The organism is Bacillus sp. FSL R12-0074 (genome assembly GCF_038005725.1).
In the GTDB taxonomy this organism is placed as follows: Bacteria; Bacillota; Bacilli; order Bacillales; family Bacillaceae_G; genus Bacillus_A; species Bacillus_A mycoides.
This window is the reverse complement of sequence record NZ_JBBOTR010000001.1, coordinates 3,502,542-3,528,952: the sequence shown is the minus strand read 5'-3', so window position 1 is coordinate 3,528,952 and position 26,411 is coordinate 3,502,542. Positions and strand designations below refer to the sequence as shown.

The 26,411-nt window shown below is 35.7% G+C and carries 25 protein-coding genes; 18 read left to right on the top strand and 7 right to left on the bottom strand.

Annotation, left to right across the window (positions count from 1 at the left end; translation table 11 throughout):
* Positions 1-26: 26 nt before the first annotated feature.
* Both acnA and NSS97_RS18245 read left to right on the top strand, forming a co-directional pair.
* On the top strand, positions 27-2,750 hold the full coding sequence (gene acnA / locus NSS97_RS18250; RefSeq protein ID WP_107886515.1) for an aconitate hydratase AcnA: 2,724 nt from the start codon (positions 27-29) through the stop codon (positions 2,748-2,750).
* 69 nt (positions 2,751-2,819) lie between these two features.
* On the top strand, positions 2,820-4,535 hold the full coding sequence (locus tag NSS97_RS18245) for an ATP-binding cassette domain-containing protein (protein ID WP_107886516.1): 1,716 nt from the start codon (positions 2,820-2,822) through the stop codon (positions 4,533-4,535).
* A gap of 22 nt (positions 4,536-4,557) precedes the next feature.
* Here the strand turns inward: NSS97_RS18245 and NSS97_RS18240 are convergent, their stop codons facing one another.
* Positions 4,558-4,890, bottom strand: a complete 333-nt coding sequence (locus NSS97_RS18240; RefSeq protein WP_080784617.1) for a YmzC family protein — start codon at positions 4,888-4,890, stop codon at positions 4,558-4,560.
* A gap of 11 nt (positions 4,891-4,901) precedes the next feature.
* A complete protein-coding gene (locus tag NSS97_RS18235) occupies positions 4,902-5,114 on the bottom strand; it encodes a hypothetical protein (RefSeq protein WP_002033553.1) in 213 nt (70 codons plus the stop codon).
* Between the two features lie 481 nt (positions 5,115-5,595).
* Here NSS97_RS18235 and NSS97_RS18230 point away from each other — a divergent pair, with 481 nt between their 5' ends.
* The 4 genes from NSS97_RS18230 (at position 5,596) to sspN (ending at position 7,847) form a co-directional block, all read left to right on the top strand.
* Positions 5,596-6,171 carry a TlpA family protein disulfide reductase gene (locus NSS97_RS18230; RefSeq protein ID WP_044443541.1) on the top strand — a complete coding sequence of 192 codons (576 nt, stop codon included), beginning with the start codon at positions 5,596-5,598 and terminating at the stop codon, positions 6,169-6,171.
* A 275-nt stretch (positions 6,172-6,446) separates the two neighbouring features.
* On the top strand, positions 6,447-7,394 hold the full coding sequence (locus tag NSS97_RS18225) for a 3'-5' exonuclease (RefSeq protein WP_107886518.1): 948 nt from the start codon (positions 6,447-6,449) through the stop codon (positions 7,392-7,394).
* Between the two features lie 131 nt (positions 7,395-7,525).
* The gene (locus NSS97_RS18220) at positions 7,526-7,669 is read left to right on the top strand and encodes an FbpB family small basic protein (protein ID WP_002014298.1); all 144 of its coding nucleotides are present in this window, start codon (positions 7,526-7,528) and stop codon (positions 7,667-7,669) included.
* Between the two features lie 43 nt (positions 7,670-7,712).
* The gene (sspN, locus tag NSS97_RS18215; RefSeq protein ID WP_000527988.1) at positions 7,713-7,847 is read left to right on the top strand and encodes an acid-soluble spore protein SspN; all 135 of its coding nucleotides are present in this window, start codon (positions 7,713-7,715) and stop codon (positions 7,845-7,847) included.
* Between the two features lie 74 nt (positions 7,848-7,921).
* On the opposite strand, the gene NSS97_RS18210 is transcribed toward sspN, so the two are convergent.
* Entirely contained in the window at positions 7,922-9,214 is a 1,293-nt protein-coding gene (locus NSS97_RS18210; RefSeq protein WP_002066644.1) for a glycosyl hydrolase family 18 protein, read from the bottom strand.
* 109 nt (positions 9,215-9,323) lie between these two features.
* Between NSS97_RS18210 and NSS97_RS18205 the strand changes: the two genes are divergently transcribed.
* Positions 9,324-9,743, top strand: coding sequence for an acyl-CoA thioesterase (locus NSS97_RS18205; protein WP_002128497.1), 420 nt, complete (start codon positions 9,324-9,326; stop codon positions 9,741-9,743).
* Between the two features lie 26 nt (positions 9,744-9,769).
* On the opposite strand, the gene NSS97_RS18200 is transcribed toward NSS97_RS18205, so the two are convergent.
* Both NSS97_RS18200 and plsY read right to left on the bottom strand, forming a co-directional pair.
* Entirely contained in the window at positions 9,770-10,060 is a 291-nt protein-coding gene (locus tag NSS97_RS18200) for a HesB/YadR/YfhF family protein (RefSeq protein WP_088031050.1), read from the bottom strand.
* A 108-nt stretch (positions 10,061-10,168) separates the two neighbouring features.
* Positions 10,169-10,765, bottom strand: a complete 597-nt coding sequence (gene plsY / locus NSS97_RS18195) for a glycerol-3-phosphate 1-O-acyltransferase PlsY (RefSeq protein ID WP_107886519.1) — start codon at positions 10,763-10,765, stop codon at positions 10,169-10,171.
* Between the two features lie 225 nt (positions 10,766-10,990).
* Between plsY and NSS97_RS18190 the strand changes: the two genes are divergently transcribed.
* From NSS97_RS18190 to NSS97_RS18155, 8 genes are all read left to right on the top strand, one after another.
* Complete coding sequence (locus NSS97_RS18190; RefSeq protein ID WP_044443531.1) at positions 10,991-12,847, top strand: anaerobic ribonucleoside triphosphate reductase; 1,857 nt, start codon at positions 10,991-10,993, stop codon at positions 12,845-12,847.
* Positions 12,844-13,296 (top strand): anaerobic ribonucleoside-triphosphate reductase activating protein, encoded by a 453-nt coding sequence (gene nrdG, locus NSS97_RS18185; protein WP_002128495.1) that lies wholly within the window; start codon positions 12,844-12,846, stop codon positions 13,294-13,296. Before NSS97_RS18190 ends, nrdG begins: the two co-directional genes overlap by 4 nt.
* Before the next feature lie 18 nt (positions 13,297-13,314).
* Entirely contained in the window at positions 13,315-13,992 is a 678-nt protein-coding gene (locus tag NSS97_RS18180) for a response regulator transcription factor (protein WP_002087776.1), read from the top strand.
* 203 nt (positions 13,993-14,195) lie between these two features.
* Positions 14,196-15,437: a S1C family serine protease gene (locus tag NSS97_RS18175; RefSeq protein WP_002185182.1), complete on the top strand. Its 1,242-nt coding sequence runs from the start codon at positions 14,196-14,198 to the stop codon at positions 15,435-15,437.
* A gap of 79 nt (positions 15,438-15,516) precedes the next feature.
* Positions 15,517-15,930, top strand: a complete 414-nt coding sequence (locus NSS97_RS18170; RefSeq protein WP_002014313.1) for a CoA-binding protein — start codon at positions 15,517-15,519, stop codon at positions 15,928-15,930.
* Positions 15,931-16,308: 378 nt separating this feature from the next.
* Positions 16,309-18,273 (top strand): DNA topoisomerase IV subunit B, encoded by a 1,965-nt coding sequence (parE, locus tag NSS97_RS18165; RefSeq protein ID WP_107886521.1) that lies wholly within the window; start codon positions 16,309-16,311, stop codon positions 18,271-18,273.
* A gap of 1 nt (position 18,274) precedes the next feature.
* The gene (gene parC / locus NSS97_RS18160) at positions 18,275-20,698 is read left to right on the top strand and encodes a DNA topoisomerase IV subunit A (RefSeq protein ID WP_002014315.1); all 2,424 of its coding nucleotides are present in this window, start codon (positions 18,275-18,277) and stop codon (positions 20,696-20,698) included.
* A 423-nt stretch (positions 20,699-21,121) separates the two neighbouring features.
* The gene (locus NSS97_RS18155) at positions 21,122-22,153 is read left to right on the top strand and encodes an oxidoreductase (protein WP_002128492.1); all 1,032 of its coding nucleotides are present in this window, start codon (positions 21,122-21,124) and stop codon (positions 22,151-22,153) included.
* Positions 22,154-22,210: 57 nt separating this feature from the next.
* Here the strand turns inward: NSS97_RS18155 and NSS97_RS18150 are convergent, their stop codons facing one another.
* Positions 22,211-22,654: a VOC family protein gene (locus tag NSS97_RS18150; protein WP_341113699.1), complete on the bottom strand. Its 444-nt coding sequence runs from the start codon at positions 22,652-22,654 to the stop codon at positions 22,211-22,213.
* Between the two features lie 59 nt (positions 22,655-22,713).
* Here NSS97_RS18150 and NSS97_RS18145 point away from each other — a divergent pair, with 59 nt between their 5' ends.
* Complete coding sequence (locus tag NSS97_RS18145; protein ID WP_060750795.1) at positions 22,714-23,688, top strand: helix-turn-helix transcriptional regulator; 975 nt, start codon at positions 22,714-22,716, stop codon at positions 23,686-23,688.
* A gap of 95 nt (positions 23,689-23,783) precedes the next feature.
* Here NSS97_RS18145 and NSS97_RS18140 read toward each other — a convergent pair whose 3' ends face one another.
* Positions 23,784-24,377 carry a TetR/AcrR family transcriptional regulator gene (locus tag NSS97_RS18140; RefSeq protein WP_044439934.1) on the bottom strand — a complete coding sequence of 198 codons (594 nt, stop codon included), beginning with the start codon at positions 24,375-24,377 and terminating at the stop codon, positions 23,784-23,786.
* A 164-nt stretch (positions 24,378-24,541) separates the two neighbouring features.
* Here NSS97_RS18140 and NSS97_RS18135 point away from each other — a divergent pair, with 164 nt between their 5' ends.
* A complete protein-coding gene (locus tag NSS97_RS18135) occupies positions 24,542-25,435 on the top strand; it encodes an ABC transporter ATP-binding protein (RefSeq protein WP_002167840.1) in 894 nt (297 codons plus the stop codon).
* On the top strand, positions 25,428-26,234 hold the full coding sequence (locus tag NSS97_RS18130; RefSeq protein ID WP_044439937.1) for an ABC transporter permease subunit: 807 nt from the start codon (positions 25,428-25,430) through the stop codon (positions 26,232-26,234). The genes NSS97_RS18135 and NSS97_RS18130 overlap by 8 nt, the downstream gene beginning before the upstream one ends.
* Positions 26,235-26,411: the final 177 nt, after the last annotated feature.

The following is a 26,411-nucleotide window of genomic DNA, read 5'->3' as shown; positions in this document are numbered from 1 at the left end:
GTCACGTTTAACAGGGGGGAAACATAATGGTCAAACATAATCCATTTCAATCACGTGCAACTTTTGAACTAGATGGAAAGACGTATCATTATTATCAATTGAAAGCGCTTGAAAACGCAGGGGTTGGCAACGTATCTCAATTACCATATTCCGTGAAAGTTTTACTTGAATCTGTACTTCGTCAAGTAGACGGACGCGTAATTACAGAAGAACACGTTACAAATTTAGCGAAATGGGGAACGAAAGATGTTCAAGATATCGATGTTCCGTTTAAACCATCTCGCGTAATCTTACAAGACTTCACAGGTGTTCCAGCTGTTGTAGATTTGGCTTCGCTTCGTAAAGCAATGGCAGATATGGGCGGAGATCCTGATAAAATTAATCCAGAAATTACTGTAGACCTTGTAATTGACCACTCTGTACAGGTTGATAGAGCGGGTACAGCGGACTCGCTTGCATTCAACATGGACTTAGAGTTTAAACGTAATGAAGAACGTTATAAATTTTTAAGCTGGGCACAGAAATCATTTGATAACTACCGTGCAGTTCCACCAGCAACAGGTATTGTACACCAAGTAAATCTTGAATATTTGGCACCGGTTGTTCATGCGGTGAAAAATGCTGAAGGTGACTTAGTTGCATACCCAGATTCATTAGTTGGAACTGACTCACATACAACAATGATTAATGGTATTGGTGTTCTTGGATGGGGCGTTGGTGGTATTGAAGCAGAAGCAGGAATGCTTGGACAGCCTTCATATTTCCCAGTACCTGAAGTAATCGGTGTGAAATTAACTGGTACACTTCCAAGTGGTACAACAGCAACTGATGTTGCATTAAAAGTAACACAAGTGTTACGTCAAAAAGGTGTAGTTGGTAAATTTGTTGAGTTCTTCGGTAGTGGACTAAAGAGCATGCCTTTAGCTGACCGTGCAACAATTTCAAATATGGCACCAGAATACGGTGCAACTTGTGGATTCTTCCCAATCGACGATATTTCATTAGAATACTTACGTTTAACAGGTAGAGATGAAGAGCAAATTCGCGTTGTTGAAGAATATTGTAAAGCAAACGGTTTATTCTATACAGCAGATAGTAAAGATCCAATCTATACTGATCTTGTTGAAATTGATTTAAATACAATCGAATCTAACCTTTCTGGACCGAAACGTCCGCAAGATTTAATCTCGCTTTCAGATATGAAAGAGGAGTTCCATAAAGCTGTTGTAGCACCAGTTGGAACACAAGGACTTGGATTCAATGAGCAAGAGTTTGATAAAGAAGTGAAAGTTACATTGAAAGATCAAGAAGTAACGATGAAAACAGGTGGAATTGCAATCGCTGCAATTACAAGCTGTACAAATACGTCAAATCCGTACGTGTTAATTGGAGCAGGGTTAGTTGCGAAGAAAGCAATTGAAAAAGGACTTAAAGTACCTGGTTACGTAAAAACATCGTTAGCACCAGGATCTAAAGTTGTTACAGAGTACTTAGATAAGTCTGGTTTAACAACGTATTTAGATCAATTAGGTTTCCAAACAGTTGGTTACGGCTGTACGACTTGTATCGGTAACTCTGGTCCATTAGCAGAGGAATTAGAAGAAGCAATCGCAGCAAATGATTTATTAGTAACATCTGTTCTATCTGGTAACCGTAACTTTGAAGGTCGTATTCATCCACTTGTAAAAGCAAACTACTTAGCATCACCACCACTTGTTGTGGCATATGCACTTGCAGGTACTGTTGATATTGACCTGAAAAATGATGAAATCGGTAAAGATGTAAATGGTAATGCTGTTTACTTTAATGATATTTGGCCATCAGCTAAAGAAATTGAAGATGTAGTTCAAAGTGTTGTTACATCTGAATTGTTCAAAAAAGAATATGCACAAGTATTTAACAGCAATGAGCGCTGGAATGAAATCCAAACTTCAAATGAAGCTTTATATACTTGGGATAATGATTCAACATACATTCAAAACCCACCGTTCTTCGAAGGATTATCTAAAGAGCCAGGTGAAGTTGAAACGTTATCAGGTTTACGCATAGTTGGTAAATTTGGTGATTCTGTAACAACAGACCACATTTCACCAGCAGGTTCAATTGGTAAGCACACGCCAGCTGGACGTTATTTACTAGAAAACGGCGTACAACCAGTCGACTTTAACTCTTACGGTTCTCGTCGTGGTAACCATGAAGTTATGATGCGTGGTACATTTGCAAACATCCGTATTAAAAACCAAATCGCACCAGGAACAGAAGGCGGATATACAACATATTGGCCAACTGGTGAAGTAACATCTATCTATGATGCTGCGATGAAATATAAAGAAGATGGCACAGGCCTTCTAGTTGTTGCTGGTAAAGACTACGGTATGGGAAGTTCTCGTGACTGGGCTGCGAAAGGTACAAACTTATTAGGTATTAAAGCAGTAATCGCAGAAAGCTTCGAGCGTATTCACCGCAGTAACTTAGTGTTAATGGGCGTATTACCATTACAATTTAAAGATGGCGACAGTGCTGAAACATTAGGTCTTGTTGGTGACGAGTCATTTGAAATTCAAATTGACAAAACGGTTAGACCACGTGATCTTGTAAAAGTAGTTGCAATCGATGCAGAAGGAAAAGAGAAGCAATTTGAAGTAGTAGCTCGTTTCGATAGTGAAGTTGAAATTGACTACTACCGTCACGGTGGTATCTTGCAAATGGTTCTTCGTTCGAAAATCGAAGAGTCTAAAGTATCAAACTAAATAATTGAAATGAATGATAAGGAAGCTAACATTTGTTAGCTTCCTTACTTTATGTACAGAGGGAAAGGGATGAAACCACTTGGTTTCATCCCTTTCCTTTTATTATGCAAAATTGGGGGAATGACAATGAATGAGTATAGAAGAATAATGTTGCCGCTGTTGCAAGAAAAGCTATTGCTAATTAGTGCGATTTGTAGCGGAATAGTAGCTGCCATTTTAAATTTATCCCGTCCGCTATTTATGGGGCTAATTGTAGATAACCTTATTCAGCGGGAGTTAAAAGGTACGTATGTATATATTGCTTTGTTTGCGGGGAGCCGCTTTTTGATGTGGGTGAACAATCTGTTATTTAATTATGTAAGCTCAAAAGTAAGTCAGCGAATATTACGAGAGAAGCGTATAGATGTATTACGTCATTTTTTCTTATTACCGTTTGAAGAAAGTGAGAAGGTAAAACAAGGGGAGTTAGAAACATTAGTCGTTTCTGATATTCCGAATTGGGTAAGGTTATATGGATCTATATTAATAGAATACATCCACGCCATTGCACAATTTATTGGTGCGTTCATAGCTCTACAACATATCGATGTACAGTTCATATGGTGGATAACCCCGTTTTTATTTTTAAGTGCAATTGTTCCAATGCTTATGGGGGGAAAAGTAAGAAATATTGCAAGTATTGCTCAAAAAAATCAATCAAGTGTTGTAGAGATGATGTCACAGTTTGTAAAAGGTATACAAGATTTACGTAGTTTACAAAAAGAAAAATGGGCAATTCATTTGTTTAAAGGAGTGACGGCACAATCTTATAAAACAGAAGTAAAGAAGACGATGATACAACATTGTATTGGGATAGTTGGAACGGTAAAAGAAACAGGAGCATATATAGTTGTTCTTATTATAGGAGCAAAAAAAATAATAAAAGGGGATATGGAAGTCGGTTCGCTTGTGGCGGTATTAGCTACAATTGAGATGTTATTTTTCCCCGTTCGTTATGCGAGTGATTTATTGATGATGACACAAGTTGCTATTGCTTCGGCAAATCGAGTTTTTGGCTTTTTAGATATACCGGCTGAATACAGAAATGTAGAAAGAGCGATGGGAATGAAATTAACAAACGTTTCATTTCAAGAGAACGGTGAAGAGAGATGTAGAATTAAAAATATACATTTGCAAATTATTCCCGGTGAACTCGTTATTATTGTGGGGGAAAGTGGTGCAGGAAAAACGACGCTTTTAAAATTAATCACGGGTTTATATAAACCATCTACTGGTAGTATTGCTTATTACGGTAATAAAGCTCGTATGACTACTATATGGCAGGAACCTCGTTTTTTTCGAACGACAGTAAAAGAGAATATGTATTTTGGGGAAGGGGTCTTAGAAAAACAGTTAGAAAAAAATATTGAACTTGTAAATGCGAAGTCAATTATCAGGAGTTTATCTAAAGGGATTCAGACTGTACTACATAAAAGCGGTGAAGAGTTTTCGGGAGGAGAGAGAAAGCGTCTTGCATTATTGCGAGCGATTGTATCAAATCCGAATCTCATTATTCTAGATGAACCGACTGCGGGATTAGATCTGAGCAATCAAGAAGTGGTTTGGAATATGCTTAAAGGGCTAGAGGAGAATGTAACGAGAATTGTGACGACACATGATGTCGAGAGGGCGATGATAGCGGATCGGATTGTTGTCATGAAGAATGGAATTATTGTGGAATGTGGGGATCCTAGAGAATTATTAAATTGTAAGTCATTGTTTAAAGAGATGCTAATAAAAAGATAAGAGCTATATAGCGCTCTTATCTTTATTCACTCTTATTAAGTTGATACGTATAAGAATCAGTATCGTTAGTGCTAAACTCTTTGACTAGAGTAAGTTGATTTGTATCCGGATTATATTTGAAAATTTTGAGCGTACGTTCACTACTTAGTGATGGATTATATTCTTGAATAGCAAATGTATTTTCAGCAATCTGTGTCATATTACTGGTTGAAACGTTTTCTACGGCATCATGATTTGTAGAAATTTCAACAACTCTTTCACCGTTGAAAAATAAAAGAACGATTACTAAAACAACTAAACATATTCGTATATAGCGAAGTTCTTTACTTATAGGATGTTCTCCCAAAATAATCATCCTTTCTATAACTATTGTATAGTAGTGGTAGTCATCGTGAAGAAACTAAGAATACCGAGACCGGCTAAAAGGATAAATGAGATTAAAGCGATAAAGAGACAAATACGCCCAACTTGCTTTTTTTCAGGATCTTTACTGAAGAGCGAGATGATCCAAGTGATAATCCCGATTGGGGAAAATATAAAACTAAGAATATATAATAGTATTTTTTCAAATAGATTCATAAAAATCCCCCTTTTTGAAAGTTCTACATGTGCAGTTTTCTTCGTATTAGCGCTGGCGTTATGTAGGAAAGTACAGAATAAACAGCACTATAAACAATCCAAGCGTCTAAGTTTTGTAAAGCGAGGTGTATATCAAATCCCGAGACGATAACGAAAAATATAAGTGGAACAGTAAAAGAAATAATAATTACAGCCCATTTGAATTTGTATAGTAAGGCGCTAAAAAAAATACATAGTAACGGTAAAGTGAAGAAAACAAAAGTAAAAGGGTTGATAAGTAATTGTAAAATACATATCACCTCGCAGGTTTTGTATTTATTTCTAATTATATGATAAAAAGGTAAATATTTCATATTAACCGAAAATATTCTAACTATTTCGAATGTGAATATTTCCAAGCTTGACCGTATAAGCTAAAATAAGGTATATAGTATTTTGGTGATTATGTTATAAGAAGATAAACACGTAAGGGTGATATAATATGTGGCGGAAGCTTACCATTATTGTAGTGTTACTTTGTTTAGCGGGATATGCAGCTTATGAACAATTTGCGGAAAAGGATCAAGTAGTACAAGAAAAACCTGCCAAAAGTGAAGCTGCTATGAAAGAGATTTTCGCAAGGAACGGTATTGAAATTGGAAAGAGCGCACCAGATTTTGAATTAGCAAAGATAGATGGAACGAATGTAAAGTTATCCGATTTAAAAGGAAAGAAAGTTATTTTAAACTTTTGGGCAACGTGGTGTGGGCCTTGTCAGCAAGAAATGCCTGATATGGAGGCCTTTTATAAAGAACATAAAGAAAACGTAGAAATTTTAGCTATAAACTATACTCCTTCAGAAAAAGGAGGGGGAGAAGAAAAGGTAAGGAACTTCGCTAAAGAAAAAGGAATTACTTTTCCTATTTTATTGGACAAGAACATTGATGTGACAACAGCGTATAAAGTAATTACCATTCCAACTTCTTATTTTATTGATACAGAAGGTGTTATTCAAGATAAGTTTATTGGACCGATGACACAAAAAGAGATGGAAAAACGGATCGCAAAATTAAAATAATTAGTAAAAAGGCAGAGATGGAAATGGACCATTTCTGCCTTTTCTTTTTCATGGAGTGATGACTTCGTGATATGATAAAGAGAAACTTTAATCAGTGGGGGGGATGTTCATCCCCCGCTGATTATTAGCCCGCACCCATCGGGCATTTACAGGCAGCCTGACTCTCACTAAACCTTTTTGCTTTACAGCTGAATTTTGAGGTGGGAGTCTTACTGCCCGTAAATAGCGGGGTAAAAGAAATGTAACTGTTAATAACAGATGAGGGAGTGTATGGATTGGGGAATGTATCCTTACCATTAGATTATGTTGTAATTGATTTTGAAACGACAGGGTTTAACCCCTATAATGATAAGATTATCCAGGTGGCAGCAGTGAAATATCGTAATCATGAACTAGTAGATCAATTTGTATCGTATGTGAATCCAGAGCGTCCAATTCCGAGCCGAATTACGAGTTTAACAGGTATTACGAATTATCGTGTTTCAGACGCACCAACAATTGCAGAAGTATTGCCTTTGTTTTTGGCATTTCTAGATACAAATATTATCGTGGCACATAATGCTTCTTTTGATATGCGTTTTTTAAAGAGTAATGTAAATATGCTTGGACTACCTGAGCCTAAAAATAACGTTATTGATACTGTGTTTTTAGCGAAAAAATATATGAAGCATGCGCCTAATCATAAACTTGAAACGTTAAAACGAATGCTTGGAATTCGCTTAAGTTCTCATAATGCATTTGACGACTGTATTACGTGTGCGGCTGTTTATCAAAAATGTGCAGCCGTTGAAGAAGAAGGAAAAAGAAAAGCGAATAAGGAAGTACTTGATGAAACAGCGGTATTTGAAGCGGTAAAAGAAATGCTTGTACGAAATAAACGTGATATTGAGTGGATTCGTTGTATGAATGTTGGGAGTTATTTAGATATAAAAGCTTTTTACCCAATTATAAGGTTAAAGGTCAAAGGGCGAAAGAAATATGTGTTAACAGAAAAAATGGAAGACGATGTAAGAGAAATTTGTACGAACTTAACATACGAGGCAGCATTGAAAAGTGAGATTGGCAACACGAGAATTATGATTGACAGTGTAGAGGACATTTTGAAGCTAGAGAGCTACATTGTAGCAGAATACGATTCTGTATTACGAGCGCTGGATGAATATAGAGCAAATAAAGTAAATGCGGATGAAGAAATTAAAAAATATTTAAATACGATGGTGTAAAAAATCCCATGTGCAATATATGCGCATGGGATTTTTTATCAAAACATAAAATTTTCTTACAAATCTGATTAAAGAGTTTTTCATTTGCTCATACTATGTAATAAGAAAGCGTAGAAGAAAGGGTGAGCAACATGAGAAGAAGTCGCCGTAGATCGTTTGAAGAACTTGTAAATGAAAATAAACAACAATTATTAAGCGATCGTGATGCAATGGATCGAATTGAAAAACGAATTGAAAAACGTTATGAAATGAAACTTTTTAAGCAGGCTGAATAATTCTTAACACTAGTACGATACTAGTGTTAAGGAGGCGATAGTAATGGGTAATCCGAAAAAGAATTCAAAAGACTTTGCACCAAATCAAATTGGAACACAATCGAAAAAAGCTGGTGGCAATAAAGGGAAGCAAATGCAAGACCAAACTGGCAAACAACCAATTGTTGATAACGGTTAAAAAAAGGAGAATGTCATCATTCTCCTTTTTGTGTGTTGATAATATTATAAAAATATTTAAAAAGCTGACTTTCGTCAGCCTTTTTTCGTAATTGTAAAGTTTTCAACGAGTAAACGCCAATTTTGTGGGAATGGTAGACCAATCTTCCAGTAACTAATACCGCCAATGCCTTGTTCTTTCATTAAATTGAATTTACTTTGAATAGACCTCGAATCTTCAAACCAAACCTCGTGTTGTACGCCGTTTTCATCAAAGTAATTAAAATGTGGAGCTTGGGCTGTGAAATCATAGCGGATAGGAACATTGTATTTACGAGCAAGTGCAACAGCTGCGACAGAGCTAACTGCTTTTGCGGGTGGATTCCCTTGTTTGAAAGGAAGTTTCCAATCAAATCCATATAAATTTTGCCCCATCATAATTTTTTGTGGAGGCATTTGAGATTTTGCATATTGAAGTACTTCTTTTACAGGACCAATAGGGGAAATCGCCATCGGTGGTCCGCCTTGCCAACCCCAGTCGTATGTCATGATGACGACGAAATCTACAATTTGTCCTTGTGCTTTATAATCGTGAGCCTCAAAAAATTTCCCTTTTTGATTTGAGCTCGTTTTCGGTACAAGTGTTGTACTTAATGTGTACCCGCTAGGTAAGCGTGTTTTCACATTTCGTAAAAAACGATTATACGCTTCGCGATCTTCAGGTGCCACACTCTCGAAATCGAAATGAATGTCTCGCATGCCATATTTTTCAGCTGTTTGCAAAATGTTAGTAATAAACTTGTTTTGAATTGTTGCATCGCGTAAAATAACCGAGGTCAGATCGGCACTGAAATTTCCATTTTCAATATTTGTAATAACGAGCATAGGGATGGTGTTACCTTGCGTTGCAATATTAGCGATTTTCGCTGTTTCCGTCGGTTCTTTTAAAGTGCCGTCTCTTTTTGCTTCAAAGCTGAAGTAGGCTAAATATGTTAAAAATGGATTAATAGCACGTGTAGCATTTACTAAACTTTCTTTTATCGGTATTGTTGAAGGCTGTAAATAAGCGATGGATTCTACTGCTCGTTTTGTTCCTTTCGGTATATATAATTGTTGTCCGACATGGAGAATAGATTTTAATGAAAGATTATTAACTTTAGCTAAGCTAGCGAGAGGAACGTTATACGTTTGAGAAATTCGATATAAGCTGTCACCTGGCTGTACATAATAATTATTGCCTTTTGTATTAACGATAAGTGCCTGACCAACAACGAGTGTTTCAGCTGGATTTAGTCCATTGTCTTTTACAATTTCTTCAGGTGTAGATCCGTACTTTGATGCTAAACCATAAACACTATCACCGCTACGAACAGTTACAATTTGGATCATGTGCTTGCCCCTTTCGGTAAAAGATTCACTGTTTTTATTTTATTTTTGATTCCACTGTATTATGATTAAATGTATGCAAGGTAGCAGAAGTGAAAGAAGGCGAATAGAAATGTTTGTAGCAGAACATGAAGTTGAAATCCGCTATGCGGAAACAGACCAGATGGGTGTTGTTTACCATTCAAACTATTTAGTGTGGCTGGAACTTGGGCGCACTAAACTTATACAAGAATTAGGATTTTCATATGTTGAAATGGAGAAAGAGGGAATTATTTCTCCTGTATTAGACTTGCAAATTTCATATCGTAAAGCGATGCGTTACGGAGAAAAAGCTATTGTGAAAACGTGGGTTGATACTGTGAGCCCGCTTCGTGTTGTATATGGTTATGAAATATATAACGGTGATGGTGAGCTTTGCATTACTGCAAGTACAACGAATATTTGTGCGAAAAAAGAAGGATTCCGCCCTGTATCATTTAAAAAATTATATCCTGAGTGGTATGCGAAATATGAGGAAATTAAAAAGAAATAAAAAAGCGTGGCAGAAGCCACGCTTTTTTATTTTTCATAATTAAATTGAGGGAAATCATCACCGTCGTTAAGTGTAACAGATAAATTATGTCCATCGAAGAACCACTCATCATCACCTTCAATAAAGAAGTTAATACCTTCTTCTTGAGTTTGAACAGCAGGATGTGCAGGGTCATCTTTACGAATACCTAAAGAAAGTCCTTTTTGCACAGTACTGCAACCGCCGTATTGTACGAAAAGGCGTATTGTTTCACCCGATTGTAAGTTTAATTCGTTTTTATACCATTGTGCTGCTTCTTTTGTTACGGAAAGATTCATGTATAGTTCCTCCAAATTATGTTGCTTTTTCTTTAGTATAAAAAATAACGCAAAAAGACGCTATTAATATGCTTCACGTTTTCTTTTTGCGTTATGTGGGTTAAGATCTTATTTTTGCTTTTTTGAAAAGTTTGCTTTCGGTTCAGTTTTATTTATAATTCGTCCGATATTTGCACGGTGTTTATAAATAACCATACCTGCTAATAAACACATCGCAATAATGAAGATTTTATCCCCGCTAACAATGGATGCAATAACAGCAACGACAGCTGTTACCATAGAAGAAAGTGATACGTATCTTGTTGTAAATAAAAGGGTGAAAAATACAATAGCTAATATTGCAAATACAACTGGTGAGTAGCATAATAGCACGCCAGCAGAAGTTGCAACTGCTTTCCCCCCGCGGAATTTTGCGAAGATTGGATAGACATGTCCAAGAACAGCGGCTAATCCAAACCATAGTGGGTGCGTATCTAATCCGAAAATAATCGGTAGAGCTGTTGCTAATGTGCCTTTTAAAATGTCAGCAATTGTAACGATAAAACCTGCTTTTTTCCCTAATGTACGGAATGTATTTGTTCCGCCTAGATTACCACTTCCATGCTCACGAATGTCAATTCCATAGCCAATTTTTCCAACGACTAATGCAAACGGAATCGAGCCAAGTAAGTAGGCAACGATAAATAAAAGATATGTAATAACCATGAGTTCAGTCTCCTTTATACAAATGTGTTGATAAAGGGTAAAAAGAGTTTTTCCCGTTTATTGTACCATACATTTGTAAAGAGCACATTTCTTTTTTATAAATGAAAAAGTCATTAATTTTTAAAAAAACTTTCACAGGAATGTTACATTTTTCACAGGAACAGAAGAACTATATGTTGTATGATTTTAATCAAAAGACAACAACATGTTGGTGGAGGGTTATGAATGTTGAAACAAAATGTACGTGGAGAAGAATTAATGAAAGTATTTGAGACAATTATCCACGGTAATGAACAAGATTTAATGCAGGAAAATGCAAATGTAGATGGTCGATCTCCAATGGGAGTAATGGGAACGTTCGCATCTGAGAGCGCAAAGTATTATGCAGTAGAAAAATTATTATCAGATCAAGTGAAAAAAGCGATAGATCAAAATATATTATATCCACATGATTTAGATTTTTATGCAACAGGAACGACGACTTGTTCGCAAATTCCGTTAGCGCAAATGCTAGCTAACGGTTTTCATACTGGACATGGACATATGAGACAACCGCAAGACATTAAAAGTGCGTTGGCGCTTTCTTCAATTATTTTTCAGGCGAATCAAAATATGCAGCACGGTGGTCAATCGTTTGCACTCTTTGATATTGATTTAGCTCCATATGTGAGAAAAACAGTAAAGAGACATAAAAAACGACTACAGTCATATCCGCTTACGAAAGAACAAATAGAGGAATTTGCATGGAAAGAGACAGAAAATGATACGTATCAGGCGTGTGAGGCTTTCGTTCATAATTCAAATAGTATGCATAGTAGGGGCGGGGGACAAGTACCATTTATTTCTATTAACTACGGAACAGACACATCGAAAGAGGGAAGACTTTTAATTAAGCAACTTTTAAAAGCGACGCAAGCTGGACTTGGTAAAGGGGAAACGCCGATTTTTCCTATTCAAATTTTCAAAATGAAAAAAGGCGTGAACTTTGAAGAGTGTGATCCGAACTATGATTTATTTGAATTAGCGTTAGAAACGACCGCTGAGCGATTATTCCCTAACTTTTCGTTTTTAGATGCTCCGTTTAATGCTGTGCATTATGATGGTCGACCTGAAAGTGAAGTATGTTATATGGGGTGCCGTACTCGTGTTATGTCTAATATACATGGGGAAGAAACAGCAATTGGAAGAGGGAATTTATCGTTTACTTCTATTAATTTAGTGAAATTAGCGCTAATTAGTGGTTCAAAAGAAGCGTTTTTTGAAGCGCTAAGTTATTATTTAGATTTAGGCGTTAAGCAATTATTAGAGAGATTTGCTTATCAATGTACAAAGAGAGCAAGAGATTTTCAGTTCTTATATTCACAAGGTGTATGGCGTGGTGGAGAGACGTTACAACCTGAAGATGCTGTGGCACCGATTTTAAAACAAGGGACGTTAAGTCTTGGTTTTATCGGTCTTGCAGAATGTTTAGTAGCGTTAACTGGAAAGCATCATGGAGAAAATGAAGAATCGTGGAAGCTTGGATATGAAATTATTTCCTTTATGAGAGAGAGAATGGATAAGGCGATGGAAGAACATCAACTCAATTTCTCTGTAATTGCAACGCCAGCAGAAGGGTTATCAGGAAAGTTTGTGAAAAAAGATAGAGAAGAATTTGGTGTAATTAGCGGTGTGACAAATCATAATTATTATACAAATTCGTTCCATGTACCGGTGTATTACAATATTCAAGCGGTAGATAAAATTCGATTAGAAGGACCGTTCCACGCTCTTTGTAATGGCGGACATATTACGTACATTGAACTAGATGGTGCAGCTGTGCATAATCAAAAAGCGTTAAAGCAAATTGTACAAGCGATGGCGCAGTACGGAGTGGGGTACGGTTCAATTAACCATCCTGTTGATCGTTGTAAGTGCTGTAGTTATCATGGCATTATCGGGAATGAATGTCCGAGTTGCGGGAATGAAGATGAGAATGAAATAGAAAGAATTCGCCGCATAACAGGATATCTTGTTGGAGATATGTCAAAGTGGAATAGCGCGAAACGTAGTGAAGAGATGGATCGGGTGAAGCATAAATGAAAGTTATGAATATCATTCATGATAGTGTAGTAGATGGAGAAGGATTGCGGACAGTCGTGTTTTTTGCGGGCTGTCCGCATCGTTGTATCGGTTGCCATAATCCGAAATCATGGAATGTTTGCAATGGAACTGAAATGACGGTAGAAGAAATTGTGAAAGAGATTGAAAAAAATTCATTAACCGATGTAACATTTTCAGGCGGAGATCCATTTTTTCAAGCTGCTGAAGTGAAAAAAGTAGCAAAAGCAGTGAAGGATTTGAGAAAAAATCTATGGATTTATACAGGTTACAGGTTAGAAGAGATACAGAGTGCTCAAAATAATGATATGATAGAATTGTTACATTATGGGGATGTTTTGGTCGATGGAAGATTTGAACTTGATAAAAAAGATTTAACACTTCCATTTCGCGGAAGCTCCAATCAACGTATTATTCGATTGAAAGAGTAAAAAGGCGGGATAGGTTATATGAATAAAACAGTATTACTTGTTGAAGATGAAAGAAGATTACGTGAAATTGTTAGTGATTATTTTCGTAATGAAGGCTTTGAAGTAATCGAAGCGGAAGATGGAAAAAAAGCGCTAGAATTATTTGCTGAACATACAATTGATTTAATTATGTTAGATATTATGTTACCAGAAATAGATGGTTGGTCTGTTTGTAGACGAATTAGAAAAGAGTCAGCGGTACCAATTATTATGCTGACAGCACGTTCTGATGAGGATGATACATTACTAGGCTTTGAACTAGGTGCAGATGAGTATGTAACAAAACCTTTTAGTCCGAAAGTGTTAGTAGCTCGTGCAAAGACGTTATTGAAACGTGCGGATGGAGCGGTAGGAGTATCAGAAGAAAATACTATGTCTTTAGCTGGAATAGAAGTGAATCGACTATCTAGAACAGTTTTAGTAGATGGTGAAGAAATTATATTGACACATAAGGAGTTTGAACTTCTTGTTTATTTAATGGAGAACAAAGGAATTGTGTTGTCACGTCAACATTTATTAGATCAGTTATGGGGGTATGATTACTACGGTGATGACCGAACGGTTGATACACATATTAAAAAACTGCGAAATAAGCTAGGAGATAAGGCGAAGCATATCGGCACTGTTATTCGAGTAGGTTACAAATTCGAAGAATAACCTTTAAGTTACTATGCATCCCGGCTTTGGGATATAGCAAATTTACACTCTCCTTTGTAGGTGGAATGTACAAAAAATACTTTTCTTGTCTACAATGGTAGATAGGAGTATTTTTTTAATTGGATTTCACGATGAGTTCACAAGAAGGACACAAAATGTGACTATACTGAAAGTAAGAATTCACCAGGGAGGGAAAATAAAACATGGGATATTACGACGGACCGAATTTGAATGAAGAGCATAGTGAAACGAGAGAAGTGAAAAAATCAGGTAGTAAAAAAGGATATTTTTTCACAGGTTTAGTTGGAGCTGTAGTCGGGGCGGTTTCGATTAGTTTTGCAGCACCGTACATGCCATGGGTGCAAAATAATGATGCAGCTGTTTCGTCATTCAATTCTAATAAACAAGTAGAAGGAACTGTAGTTCCAGTTGTAAATAAAGCGAAAAATGAAACTGATTTACCGGGAATGATCGAAGGCGCGAAGGATGTTGTTGTAGGTGTTATTAATATGCAACAAAGTGTTGATCCATTTGCAATGCAACCGACAGGCCAAGAGCAACAAGCTGGCTCAGGATCAGGTGTTATTTATAAAAAAGCAGGAAATAAAGCGTATATTGTAACGAACAACCATGTAGTAGATGGAGCAAATAAACTTGCTGTAAAACTAAGTGATGGTAAAAAGGTAGATGCAAAGCTTGTAGGGAAAGACCCTTGGTTAGATTTAGCGGTTGTAGAAATTGATGGATCTAATGTAAATAAAGTTGCCACTTTAGGTGATTCAAGTAAACTTCGTGCGGGTGAAAAAGCGATTGCAATCGGTAACCCACTAGGGTTTGATGGAAGTGTAACAGAAGGTATTATTAGTAGCAAAGAACGTGAAATTCCAGTAGATATTGATGGCGATAAGCGTGCAGATTGGAATGCTCAAGTTATTCAAACAGATGCAGCGATTAACCCAGGTAATAGTGGTGGTGCGTTATTTAACCAAAACGGTGAAATAATTGGGATTAATTCAAGTAAAATTGCACAACAAGAAGTTGAAGGAATTGGATTTGCTATTCCAATTAATATTGCAAAGCCAGTTATTGAATCCCTTGAAAAAGACGGAGTAGTGAAACGTCCAGCTCTTGGAGTAGGTGTCGTTTCATTAGAAGATGTGCAAGCTTATGCAGTAAATCAATTAAAAGTGCCAAAAGAAGTAACAAATGGAGTTGTATTAGGTAAAATCTATCCAATATCACCAGCGGAAAAAGCTGGTTTAGAGCAATATGATATAGTAGTAGCGTTAGATGATCAAAAAGTAGAGAATTCACTTCAATTCCGTAAATATTTATATGAAAAGAAAAAAGTAGGCGAGAAAGTAGAAGTTACATTCTATCGCAATGGCCAAAAAATGACGAAAACAGCTACATTAGCAGATAATTCAGCTACAAAGAATCAATAATCGGAATAAAAGAAAGTCTCTTTCATGTTGAAAGAGACTTTCTTTATCGGATATACTAAAGGAATAGGAGGGATAAATTATGATAATTGAAAACCCAACTCGTACGGAAATTGGTGAAGTATTAAAGAAAAGTAAAACGATTGCAGTTGTTGGATTATCAGATAAGCCAGAACGCACATCGTATATGGTTTCAAAAGCAATGCAAGATGCTGGGTACCGCATTATTCCAGTAAATCCAACAGTAGATGAAGTACTCGGAGAAAAGGCAGTTTCTTCACTGACGGATATTAAAGAACATGTTGATATTGTAAATGTGTTTCGTCGCTCAGAATTTTTAAAGGATGTTGCGAAAGAGTTTGTAGAGATTGATGCAGATGTTTTCTGGGCACAATTAGGAGTACAAGATGAAGATACATATAAACTTTTACAAGAAAAAGGCTACACAGTAATAATGGATCGTTGCATTAAAGTAGAGCATGTAATGACAAAATAGTATAGATTTTAAAGATAGAAAGATTGATTCAGCCCTCACTTTTTACATAAGTAGGGCGGATGAACGAGGTGTTCATCATGAGATTTTTTAAAGGCTGTTTTTGGGGATTGTTACTTGTTATCCCATTTTGGATATTGATCATTTGGATCATGATAAAGGTTTGGAATGTATAATGTTGGAATACATATCCATTTCTCGTTGACAAACGATTATTTTTCTGAAATAGTAGCCTAGAGGAATCCTTGTGAAAAAAAACAAGGATTTTTCTATTGAAAATAGTATATAAAAGAGATAAGATAACTTGCCAAAACTATAGTCGAGGCGTTATTCTATAATAGAAACATATGTTCTGATTTGATTAGGAAAGGGGCAAGGAGTTTGGCGAAGCATCAGTTCCAATATAATGAAGATGCAATTCAAGTGTTAGAAGGACTTGAAGCCGTTCGAAAACGCCCGGGTATGTATATCGGGAGTACGGATAGCCGTGGATTGCATCATTTAGTATATGAAATAGTAGATAACTCCGTTGATGAAGCATTAGCGGGATTTGGCGACGAAATTTCTGTCGTAATACATAAAGATAATAGTATTAGCGTAATTGATAGAGGGCGAGGAATGCCTACGGGAATGCATAAGCTTGGAAAGCCGACACCTGAAGTTATTTTAACTGTACTTCATGCTGGTGGTAAGTTTGGCCAAGGAGGCTATAAAACGAGTGGTGGTTTACACGGTGTTGGGGCATCAGTTGTAAACGCCTTATCAGAATGGCTAGTAGTAACGATTAAGCGAGATGGTAGCATTTATGAACAACGCTTTGAAAATGGTGGTACTCCTGCAACGACGTTAGAGAAAATCGGGAAAACGAAAGAGTCTGGTACAACGATGCACTTCAAACCAGATACAACTATTTTCAGCACAACAAATTATAATTATGAAACATTATGTGAGAGATTACGTGAATCTGCATTCTTATTAAAAGGAATGAAAATCTCGATAAAAGATGAACGTAATGATTTAGAAGATGTGTTTCATTATGAAACAGGAATTGAGGCTTTCGTTTCATACTTAAACGAAGAGAAAGATTCGATTCATCCAGTTGTATATTTCTCGGGTGAGCAAAATGGAATTGAAGCAGAGTTAGCGTTTCAGTTTAATGATGGTTACTCAGAAAACATTCTTTCGTTTGTAAATAATGTACGTACAAAAGACGGTGGTACACACGAAGCTGGATTTAAAACAGCAATGACACGTGTGTTCAATGAGTATGCTCGTAAAGTTTCTTTATTAAAAGAAAAAGACAAAAATTTAGAGGGTACAGATATTCGAGAAGGATTAGCTTCGATTGTTTCTGTACGTGTACCAGAAGACGTACTCCAGTTTGAAGGGCAAACGAAAGGGAAACTAGGTACAAGTGAAGCTCGTTCTTCAATTGATGCAATTGTATCTGAGCATTTAGCTTACTTTTTAGAAGAAAACCCGGATGTAGCTACACTTCTTGTGAGAAAGGCAATTAAAGCAGCACAAGCACGTGAGGCTGCTCGTAAAGCGAGAGAAGAAGCGCGTACTGGTAAGAAGAAGAAAAAATCAGAAGGTACTTTAAGCGGGAAGTTAACACCTGCACAATCACGTAATCCTCAGAAAAACGAATTGTATTTAGTAGAGGGTGACTCGGCTGGTGGTTCAGCAAAGCAAGGGCGAGATCGTCGTTTCCAAGCGGTACTACCATTACGTGGTAAAGTAATTAACACGGAAAAAGCAAAGCTTGCTGATATTTTTAAGAACGAAGAGATCAATACGATTATTTACGCAATTGGCGGAGGCGTAGGGAATGAGTTCGCTGTTGAAGATATTAACTACGATAAAGTTGTTATTATGACCGATGCAGATACGGATGGAGCACATATTCAAGTGTTACTACTGACGTTCTTCTACCGTTATATGAAACCACTTATTGAAGCTGGTAAAGTATTTATCGCACTTCCACCTTTATATAAAGTAAGTAAAGGAAAAGGGAAAAGTGAAGTAATTGAATATGCATGGTCTGATGAAGAATTAGGTGATGTAACGAAAAAGGTCGGTAAAGGCTACATGTTGCAGCGCTATAAAGGACTTGGCGAAATGAATGCCGATCAATTATGGGAAACAACGATGAACCCTGAAACACGTACGTTAATCCGTGTGAAAATTGACGATGCATCAAGAGCTGAGCGCCGAGTTACGACATTGATGGGGGATAAAGTAGAACCTCGCCGTAAATGGATTGAGCGTAATGTACAATTTGGTATGCAAGAAGAAGGAAATATTTTAGAAAATGAAATGATTATGGAGACGGAGGTGGAATAACATGCAGGCAGAGAAGTTTCATGACCTCCCGCTTGAAGACGTGTTAGGTGACCGCTTTGCACGTTATAGTAAATATATTATTCAAGACCGCGCGCTTCCAGATGCGCGTGACGGTTTAAAACCGGTACAAAGACGTATTTTATATTCTATGTATGTAGAAGGAAACGTACATGATAAAGCGTTTCGTAAATCAGCTAAAACAGTAGGTAATGTTATCGGTAATTATCATCCACATGGTGATTCCTCTGTATATGAGGCGATGGTCCGTTTAAGTCAAACTTGGAAAGTACGTAATGTTTTAGTTGAAATGCACGGAAATAACGGTAGTGTTGATGGGGATCCAGCAGCGGCAATGCGTTATACGGAAGCACGTTTATCACCAATCGCATCTGAGTTATTACGTGATCTTGATAAAGAAACAGTAGAATTCGTGTCAAACTTTGATGATACGAGTGAAGAACCTATTGTATTACCGGCAATGTTCCCGAACTTATTAGTGAACGGATCTACAGGGATTTCCGCTGGTTATGCAACAGAAATTCCACCGCATCATCTTGGAGAAGTAATTGATGCTACAATTATGCGTATCGATCAACCGAATAGTTCTGTGGAGGACTTGTTAACAGTTATTAAAGGACCAGATTTCCCTACAGGTGGTATTATACAAGGGATAGATGGCATTAAAAAAGCGTATGAAACAGGTAAAGGTAAAATTATTATTCGCGGAAAAGCAGAGGTTGAAACGATTCGTGGCGGGAAGCAACAAATCGTTATTACAGAAATTCCGTACGAAGTAAATAAAGCGAATCTTGTTAAGAAAATGGATGAATTACGTATAGATAAAAAGCTAGATGGAATTGCTGAAGTACGTGATGAGACAGATCGTACAGGTCTTCGTATCGTTGTAGAATTAAAAAAAGAAGCGAATGCTGAAGGTATTTTAAATTATTTATATAAAAATACAGATTTGCAAATTCCATACAACTTTAATATGGTAGCGATAAATAATCGTCGTCCGACACTTATGACATTACCTAAGATTTTGGATGCATATATTGGACATCAGAAAGAAGTTGTTACAAGACGCTCACAATATGAATTAAGAAAAGCAGAAAATCGTCAGCATATTGTAGAAGGTTTAAAGAAAGCATTATCAATTTTAGATGAAGTGATTGAAACGATCCGTGGGTCTAAAGATAAGCGTAATGCGAAAGATAATTTAAGTGCGAAATTTGGATTTACAGAGGCGCAGTCAGAAGCAATTGTTTCACTGCAATTATATCGTTTAACAAATACAGATATTACAGCGCTAGAGCAAGAAGCAGCGGAACTTAGTAAGAAAATTATAGAGTTACAGTCAATTTTACAAAGTGAAAAAAGACTTTTTCAAGTTATTAAAACAGATTTGAAGAGAGTAAAGAAAACATATAGTGATAATCGCCGTGCGATAATTGAAGAGGAAATTGAAGAAATTAAAATCGATGTGGAAGTTATGATTCCGCAAGAAGATGTCATCGTTACTGTAACGAAAGAAGGCTATGTGAAACGAACAGGTTGGCGTTCGCATAATGCATCGAACGGGAAATACTTCGGTATGAAAGAGGGTGACATCTTACTTGAGCGTTTCGATACAAACACGACAGAAACCGTTCTTTTATTTACGAACAAAGGAAATTATATTTATCTTCCTGTGTATGAAATGCCAGAAATTCGTTGGAAAGATTTAGGTCAACACGTTGCGAATCTTGTTTCGCTCGAGCGAGATGAATCGTTAATTTGGGCAACAGTCGTACCGAATTTTGAAGAAGAAAAACGATTTATCGTATTTGTTACACGAAACGGTATGATTAAGAAAACAGAATTAAACCAATATAAAGTGCAGCGTTATTCACGGGCATTCGTTGCTGTAAACTTGAAAAAAGATGATGAAGTTGTTGATATATTTGCGACAGATGGGACAAGTGATATTGTTCTTGCAACACATGGTGCATATGCACTTGTATTCAATGAAGAAGAAGTAAGTCCAGTTGGTGTCAGAGCAGCTGGTGTGAAAGCAATTAATTTAAAAGAAGATGACTATGTTGCTTCTGGTAAACCGTTAAATGGTGAAAAAGATCAACTTATTCTCGTTACGCAGCGAGGTGCTGTGAAACGTATAAAGGCATCGGAAATTGAGAAATCAACGAGGGCGAAGCGAGGCCTTGTAATTTTTAAAGAGTTAAAACGTAATCCGTACCGCATTGTCGGTATTGAAATTGTTCGAGATGATGAATTAGTTTACATGAAGACAGAGAAACACATTGTAGAAGAAATTGATCCGAAAGCGTTTCGAAATAAAGACCGGTATAGTAATGGTAGTTTAGTACTAGATGTTAATGATACTGGTGAAGTAATTGAAACGTGGACAAAGAAAAGAACGGAATAAAGTGAAACTTTAATCAGTGGGGGGTTTTTCCATCCCCCACTGATTATTAGCCTTCACCAATCGGGCTTTTACGGGCAGTTGGTCTCACGCCTAACTCCCTCGCATTCCCCTTATTTTGAGGTGGGAGTCTTACTGCGCGTTAATGCGGGATAAAGGGAGCATCTTGCTATGAATGATAGCAAGATGCTTTTTTCTAAGCAAATCATTATGTATATAAAAATAATCTTGTTATAATGATGAAATGAAATCGTTCTCATAAAGTGAAACTTTAATCAGTGGGGATTTTCTTTATCCCCACTGATTATTAGTTGAACCAATCGGGCTTTTACGAGCAGTTGATTCCTCACCTAATTTCTTTGCTTTCGCTGAATTTTGAGTTAGGAATCTTACTGCCCGTTAAAGCGGGATAAATGGAGGGGCAACATGAAAAAAATAGGTGTAGGGATTGTAGGATTTGGATTTTCTAGTACAACATTTCACATCCCGTTATTACAAACGATAGAAGAATACGATATTCGTGCTATTTTATCATCAAAAGAAGAAGTAGTGAAACAAGCATTACCAAATGCTGAAGTTGTTGGTACAATTGATGAATTAGTAAATCGAGCTGATATTGACTTAGTGGTCATTACTTCGCCGAATACAACCCATTTTCCATATGTAAAAGAAGCAATTGTACACGGTAAGCATGTTGTTGTGGAAAAACCATTCGTTGTTTCAATTGAAGAAGGAGAAGAACTTATTTCATTAGCGAACCGACATAATGTCGTTTTAAGTGTGTATCATAATCGCCGTTTGGATAATGATTTCTTAACGATAAAGAAATTATTACAAGAAAAAAGAATAGGGAATGTATACGCATATGAAGCGCATTTCGATCGTTTCCGCCCACATGTACGCGATCGCTGGAGAGAAAAGAACTTACCAGGATCAGGTATATTATATGATTTAGGATCGCATTTAATTGACCAAGCATTATCATTATTTGGGAAACCAGATGCGATAAGCGCAGATGTAATAAAACAACGACCAGGTGCAGAAGTGGATGATTACTTCCATGTTGTACTTCACTATGGAGTGAAGCGCGTTATTTTACATAGTAGCAGTTACGTAAAGCAAGCTGGACCACATTTTACACTGCATGGAGATAAAGGTTCTATCGTGAAGTATGGTATGGATTCACAGGAAGAACAATTAAAGACTGGAATGAAGCCAGGGGATAATGGTTATGGAGCAGACTCTGAAGAGAATTTTGCTACTTTAGAAACAGAAGAAAGCTTAGAGCGTATTCCAACAGAAGTCGGCTGCTATGACATGTATTATAAAGGTGTGCGAGATAGCATATTAAATGGTGAAAAACTACCTGTAACTGCTCAAGAAGGTTTAGACGTTATTAAATTGATTCAATTGGCGACTGAAAGTAGTGAAACGGGTAGAGTCATTGCGGTAAAATAAAAAAGACACGAATTTCGTGTCTTTTTTTATTAGGAATATGCGAATATGACTCATTATTTATTTTAGTCGTTTGTCATACATTAATTGGATTTGTATGCCGTAAGGATCTTCAATAATACCATATGCTTCACTAAATATATTTTTTTCTAGTGGAGAGATTATTTTCACATGCTTATCGGAAATTAAATTATTATAAAATCTTTGTATTTCTTCTAAATCAGCGCTTTGAATGCAAAGTGACATGTTATTTCCAACGCTATAACGTTCAGTAGGGTTCATTGTATCTTCGGCTATCATTAGCTTTGTATTCCCAATTTGTAAAACAGAGTGGGCAATATGATCTTTATTTTCATTTGTAATTTCAAAAGAACTATCTCTTTTGGCCAGTTTTTCATACGTAACAATCATTAACTTCTTGGCTTCTAAATTACGTGTATAAAAATTAATTGCCTCCTTTGCTTGCCCATTCATTGAAAGAAAAATAGCTATTTCTAATGTCATAAATATCTAACTCCTTTTTTAGTTAATAATTATAATATAGACTAAAAAGGTTTCAATACATGACACCTTTTATGGAGGGAAATATGAAAAAAACTGAACGAATAAATGATATGCTTATTTTCTTAAATAATAAAAGATATTTTAATTTAAAAGATTTAATGGTTAGATATGATATTTCTAAAAGTACCGCTCTACGAGACATTCAATCATTGGAAGAAATAGGTGTACCGATATATTCTGAACTAGGTAGAAATGGGAGTTATAAAATTATAGAAAATAGTGTGTTATCACCAATATATTTTAGTGTGGATGAAATGTATGCGTTATACTTTTCGATTCTTACATTAAATGGTTACAAAACAAAGCCATTTAATATAGAAAGTATTGCGCTTGAAAATAAATTTAAACATGTATTACCTGATAATGTGAGTAAAAATATTTCAATCATGGAACGAACACTTTCCTTTGAAGTAACAAATCATAGTAACTTTAGTCCGTTCTTAAAAGAACTTTTACAGGGGATTTTTGCTGAACGGGTTTATCGTTTAACATATTTGAAAAAAGATGAGGAGAAAGCATTGGTCGCCCAATTTATTCGAATAGAATCTAAATTTGGACAGTGGTATGCTAAAATTTTTAATTTTGAGACAAGTAATGTTCAAATAATTAGATGTGATAAAATTCTTTCTATTATGGAAACCAGCAATACTAATCCAAAAAAGCTCGAAGAACTATTAAGTTATCTTACTACTTTTCACAGAAAGCCTGATGCAATTGATTTTATTGTCATTGTTAATCAAGAAGGAAAAGACATTTTTGATAAAGAGAATTATCCTTCCATGAGGATACAAAAAGAAAAAGAAAAAGAAAATTACATTATAACAGGCTATTTTAACAAGAAAGAAATTGATTTTATTTCAAGTTATTTTTTGAATTTCGGAAAAACGATTATCTCAATTCAGCCTGTCATGCTGAAAGATTTAATTTATAATAAGGTAGTATCTATAAAACATCATTTAACTTCTTTGAGATAAAGTTAGTTTTAATAATTCTTTTCGACATGAAAAAGCCCTTGAGATTTAAATATCCAAAGGGCTTTTTTATGATTTTGTTTGTTCTTTAGAAAAAATTATTTTTCTGGAACAGAAAGTCCGTAAAAGAACATCGTAACTATATCTTGTATATGTTTTTCGCGATCTCCTTCAAGAAGCTGTGCCCCGAAATCATCACCTAATTTAGTGAACATTTGAATGTAAAGTAACATCATTTCTTTTGAAAGGTGTGGATTAATTTCATTTTTGCGCTGTGCTTGTTCTAATATTTCTAAATACCAAGGCAAGATTTTTTCGTTTTGATAACTATAAATAAATTCTCGGAGCGCTTCGTCTCTTTGCATCATTTGTAGTAACATATCAGGCTGAAATAACCCCCCAGTATTCATTTTTCTTACAATCATTTTTTGCATCATATCATGAAAAGGTAATTTTTCTTCTGCAAGCTCTTTATAATATTGAAATTCAGATATTATAAATTCTTGTATAAGTTCCCTAAATAACGCATCTTTACTTCCGAAATGATTATAAATTGTCACTTGAGAAACGTTTGCTTTTTTTGCAATATGTTCTATTTTCACTTCATTAAATCCACGTTCTGAAAATAATGTAAAGGCCGCATCTTTAATGGCACGTTTTTTCTTTTCTTTCACTTTTTCAAAGCCGTTCAATACAATCACCTCATTTAAAATATACAAGAAAAAATAATTGAAAACAATATTTTTGAAATATGGACATATAAATATTTCAAAAAGTTGTTGCGAATATGAAAGATGAGGAGTACAATAATTTTGAAATATCACATGTTAAATATTTCAAAAAATGAGGTGGGTTTATGATTTCAGTTCAAAATGTTACAAAACAGTTTTCAAATGGAAAAGGCTTGTTTGATATTACATTTGAAGTGAAAGAAGGAGAAGTTTTTGGCTACTTAGGACCAAATGGTGCTGGGAAATCAACAACGATTCGTAATTTAATGGGATTTATAAAACCGACGGCTGGTAAAGCGACAATTTTCGGATTAGATTGTTGGGAAGATGCTGCGAAAATTCAAAGAGAAGTTGGCTATTTACCAGGAGAGATTTCTTTTATTGAAGGAATGAATGGATTAGAGTTTTTAAATTTGATGCAAGGAATGCGTGGGTTAAAAAATATAAAAAGACGAGATGAATTGATAGAACGTTTGCAGTTCGATGTGAAAACACCAATTCGAAAAATGTCTAAAGGAATGAAACAAAAAGTAGGTATAGTTGCGGCATTTATGCATGATCCAGAAGTGTTAATTTTAGATGAACCGACATCAGGACTCGATCCACTTATGCAACAAGTATTTATAGATTTAATATTAGAGGAAAAGCAAAGAGGAAAAACAATCCTTATGTCATCACATATTTTCACTGAAATTGAGAGAACTTGTGACAGAGTAGCTATTATTAAAGATGGTTGTCTTGTAACCGTTGAAAACATTCATGATTTACAAGGCATGAGAAGACAGGTGATAGATGTAACAGTATCATCTCAAGAAGAAATCGAGTCTCTTAAACAATGTGATTTGCAATTTGAAGGAGTGAAAGCTAGAGAGGCGTCAATTATTGTGCAAGGAAACTATCAAACTGTTCTACAAATACTTTCAAACTATAATGTAACTGCACTTCAAACGAGAGCGACGGATTTAGAACATTTATTTATGCATTATTACGAGAAGAAAGAAGGGGTAAAGCATGAATAAACAACTATTTTTAGCTAGTTTGAAAGAAACGAAAAAAAGTATATTGAGCTATGCTACTGGTGCAGCTCTTTATTTATGGTTATTAATTTGGATATTCCCATCGATGGTTTCAGCCAAAGGTTTAAATGAATTAATAAGTGCCATGCCTGATAGTGTGAAAAAAATTGTTGGAATGGAAAGTCCGATTCAAAATGTAATGGATTTTTTAGCTGGTGAATATTATAGTCTATTGTTTATTATCATTTTAACAATTTTTTGTGTCACGGTTGCAACGCATTTAATTGCTCGTCATGTAGATAAAGGGGCGATGGCATATTTATTAGCAACACCTGTATCAAGGGTGCAAATTGCAATTACACAAGCTGCTGTTCTCATATTGGGGCTACTAATAATTGTAATTGTTACTTATGTAGCTGGTATATTAGGTGCAGAATGGTTTTTAAAAGATAATAACTTAAATCGAGAATTATTTTTGAAAATAAACATAGTCGGAGGGCTTATATTTTTAGTAGTTAGTGCCTATTCATTTTTCTTTTCTTGTATATGTAATGATGAAAGAAAGGCACTTAGCTACTCAGCCAGTTTAACAATCTTATTTTTCGTATTAGATATGGTAGGGAAATTAAGTGATAAGTTAGAGTGGATGAGAAATATATCTTTATTTACATTGTTTCGTCCGAAAGAAATTGCTGAAGGAATATATAATATATGGCCAGTAAGTATAGGCTTAACTGCTGGAGCGCTTTGTATCTTCATAGTAGCAATTGTAGTGTTTAGGAAGAGGGATTTACCGTTGTAAATTAGAAAGTCCACTGAGAAAGTGGGCTTTTTTTGTTTTTGTAGGAAAGAGATCTCTAGAATATACATTATTTATTAACGACAATCTACAGTCTATTTATTGGGAAGTATCATTAACACTATTAAATTAGTGTATATGTAACGATAAAAAACGATGTTAAAAAACTATATGGAATTT

What these genes read in the sequence shown, in the direction of transcription:
- acnA (WP_107886515.1), top strand. Translation starts at nt 27, where the DNA reads ATGGTCAAACATAATCCATTTCAATCACGTGCAACTTTTGAACTAGAT.
- NSS97_RS18245 (WP_107886516.1), top strand. Translation starts at nt 2,820, where the DNA reads ATGAAACCACTTGGTTTCATCCCTTTCCTTTTATTATGCAAAATTGGG.
- NSS97_RS18240 (WP_080784617.1), bottom strand. Translation starts at nt 4,890, where the DNA reads ATGATTATTTTGGGAGAACATCCTATAAGTAAAGAACTTCGCTATATA.
- NSS97_RS18235 (WP_002033553.1), bottom strand. Translation starts at nt 5,114, where the DNA reads ATGAATCTATTTGAAAAAATACTATTATATATTCTTAGTTTTATATTT.
- NSS97_RS18230 (WP_044443541.1), top strand. Translation starts at nt 5,596, where the DNA reads ATGTGGCGGAAGCTTACCATTATTGTAGTGTTACTTTGTTTAGCGGGA.
- NSS97_RS18220 (WP_002014298.1), top strand. Translation starts at nt 7,526, where the DNA reads ATGAGAAGAAGTCGCCGTAGATCGTTTGAAGAACTTGTAAATGAAAAT.
- sspN (WP_000527988.1), top strand. Translation starts at nt 7,713, where the DNA reads ATGGGTAATCCGAAAAAGAATTCAAAAGACTTTGCACCAAATCAAATT.
- NSS97_RS18210 (WP_002066644.1), bottom strand. Translation starts at nt 9,214, where the DNA reads ATGATCCAAATTGTAACTGTTCGTAGCGGTGATAGTGTTTATGGTTTA.
- NSS97_RS18205 (WP_002128497.1), top strand. Translation starts at nt 9,324, where the DNA reads ATGTTTGTAGCAGAACATGAAGTTGAAATCCGCTATGCGGAAACAGAC.
- NSS97_RS18200 (WP_088031050.1), bottom strand. Translation starts at nt 10,060, where the DNA reads ATGAATCTTTCCGTAACAAAAGAAGCAGCACAATGGTATAAAAACGAA.
- plsY (WP_107886519.1), bottom strand. Translation starts at nt 10,765, where the DNA reads ATGGTTATTACATATCTTTTATTTATCGTTGCCTACTTACTTGGCTCG.
- NSS97_RS18190 (WP_044443531.1), top strand. Translation starts at nt 10,991, where the DNA reads ATGTTGAAACAAAATGTACGTGGAGAAGAATTAATGAAAGTATTTGAG.
- nrdG (WP_002128495.1), top strand. Translation starts at nt 12,844, where the DNA reads ATGAAAGTTATGAATATCATTCATGATAGTGTAGTAGATGGAGAAGGA.
- NSS97_RS18180 (WP_002087776.1), top strand. Translation starts at nt 13,315, where the DNA reads ATGAATAAAACAGTATTACTTGTTGAAGATGAAAGAAGATTACGTGAA.
- NSS97_RS18175 (WP_002185182.1), top strand. Translation starts at nt 14,196, where the DNA reads ATGGGATATTACGACGGACCGAATTTGAATGAAGAGCATAGTGAAACG.
- NSS97_RS18170 (WP_002014313.1), top strand. Translation starts at nt 15,517, where the DNA reads ATGATAATTGAAAACCCAACTCGTACGGAAATTGGTGAAGTATTAAAG.
- parC (WP_002014315.1), top strand. Translation starts at nt 18,275, where the DNA reads ATGCAGGCAGAGAAGTTTCATGACCTCCCGCTTGAAGACGTGTTAGGT.
- NSS97_RS18155 (WP_002128492.1), top strand. Translation starts at nt 21,122, where the DNA reads ATGAAAAAAATAGGTGTAGGGATTGTAGGATTTGGATTTTCTAGTACA.
- NSS97_RS18150 (WP_341113699.1), bottom strand. Translation starts at nt 22,654, where the DNA reads ATGACATTAGAAATAGCTATTTTTCTTTCAATGAATGGGCAAGCAAAG.
- NSS97_RS18145 (WP_060750795.1), top strand. Translation starts at nt 22,714, where the DNA reads ATGACACCTTTTATGGAGGGAAATATGAAAAAAACTGAACGAATAAAT.
- NSS97_RS18135 (WP_002167840.1), top strand. Translation starts at nt 24,542, where the DNA reads ATGATTTCAGTTCAAAATGTTACAAAACAGTTTTCAAATGGAAAAGGC.
- NSS97_RS18130 (WP_044439937.1), top strand. Translation starts at nt 25,428, where the DNA reads ATGAATAAACAACTATTTTTAGCTAGTTTGAAAGAAACGAAAAAAAGT.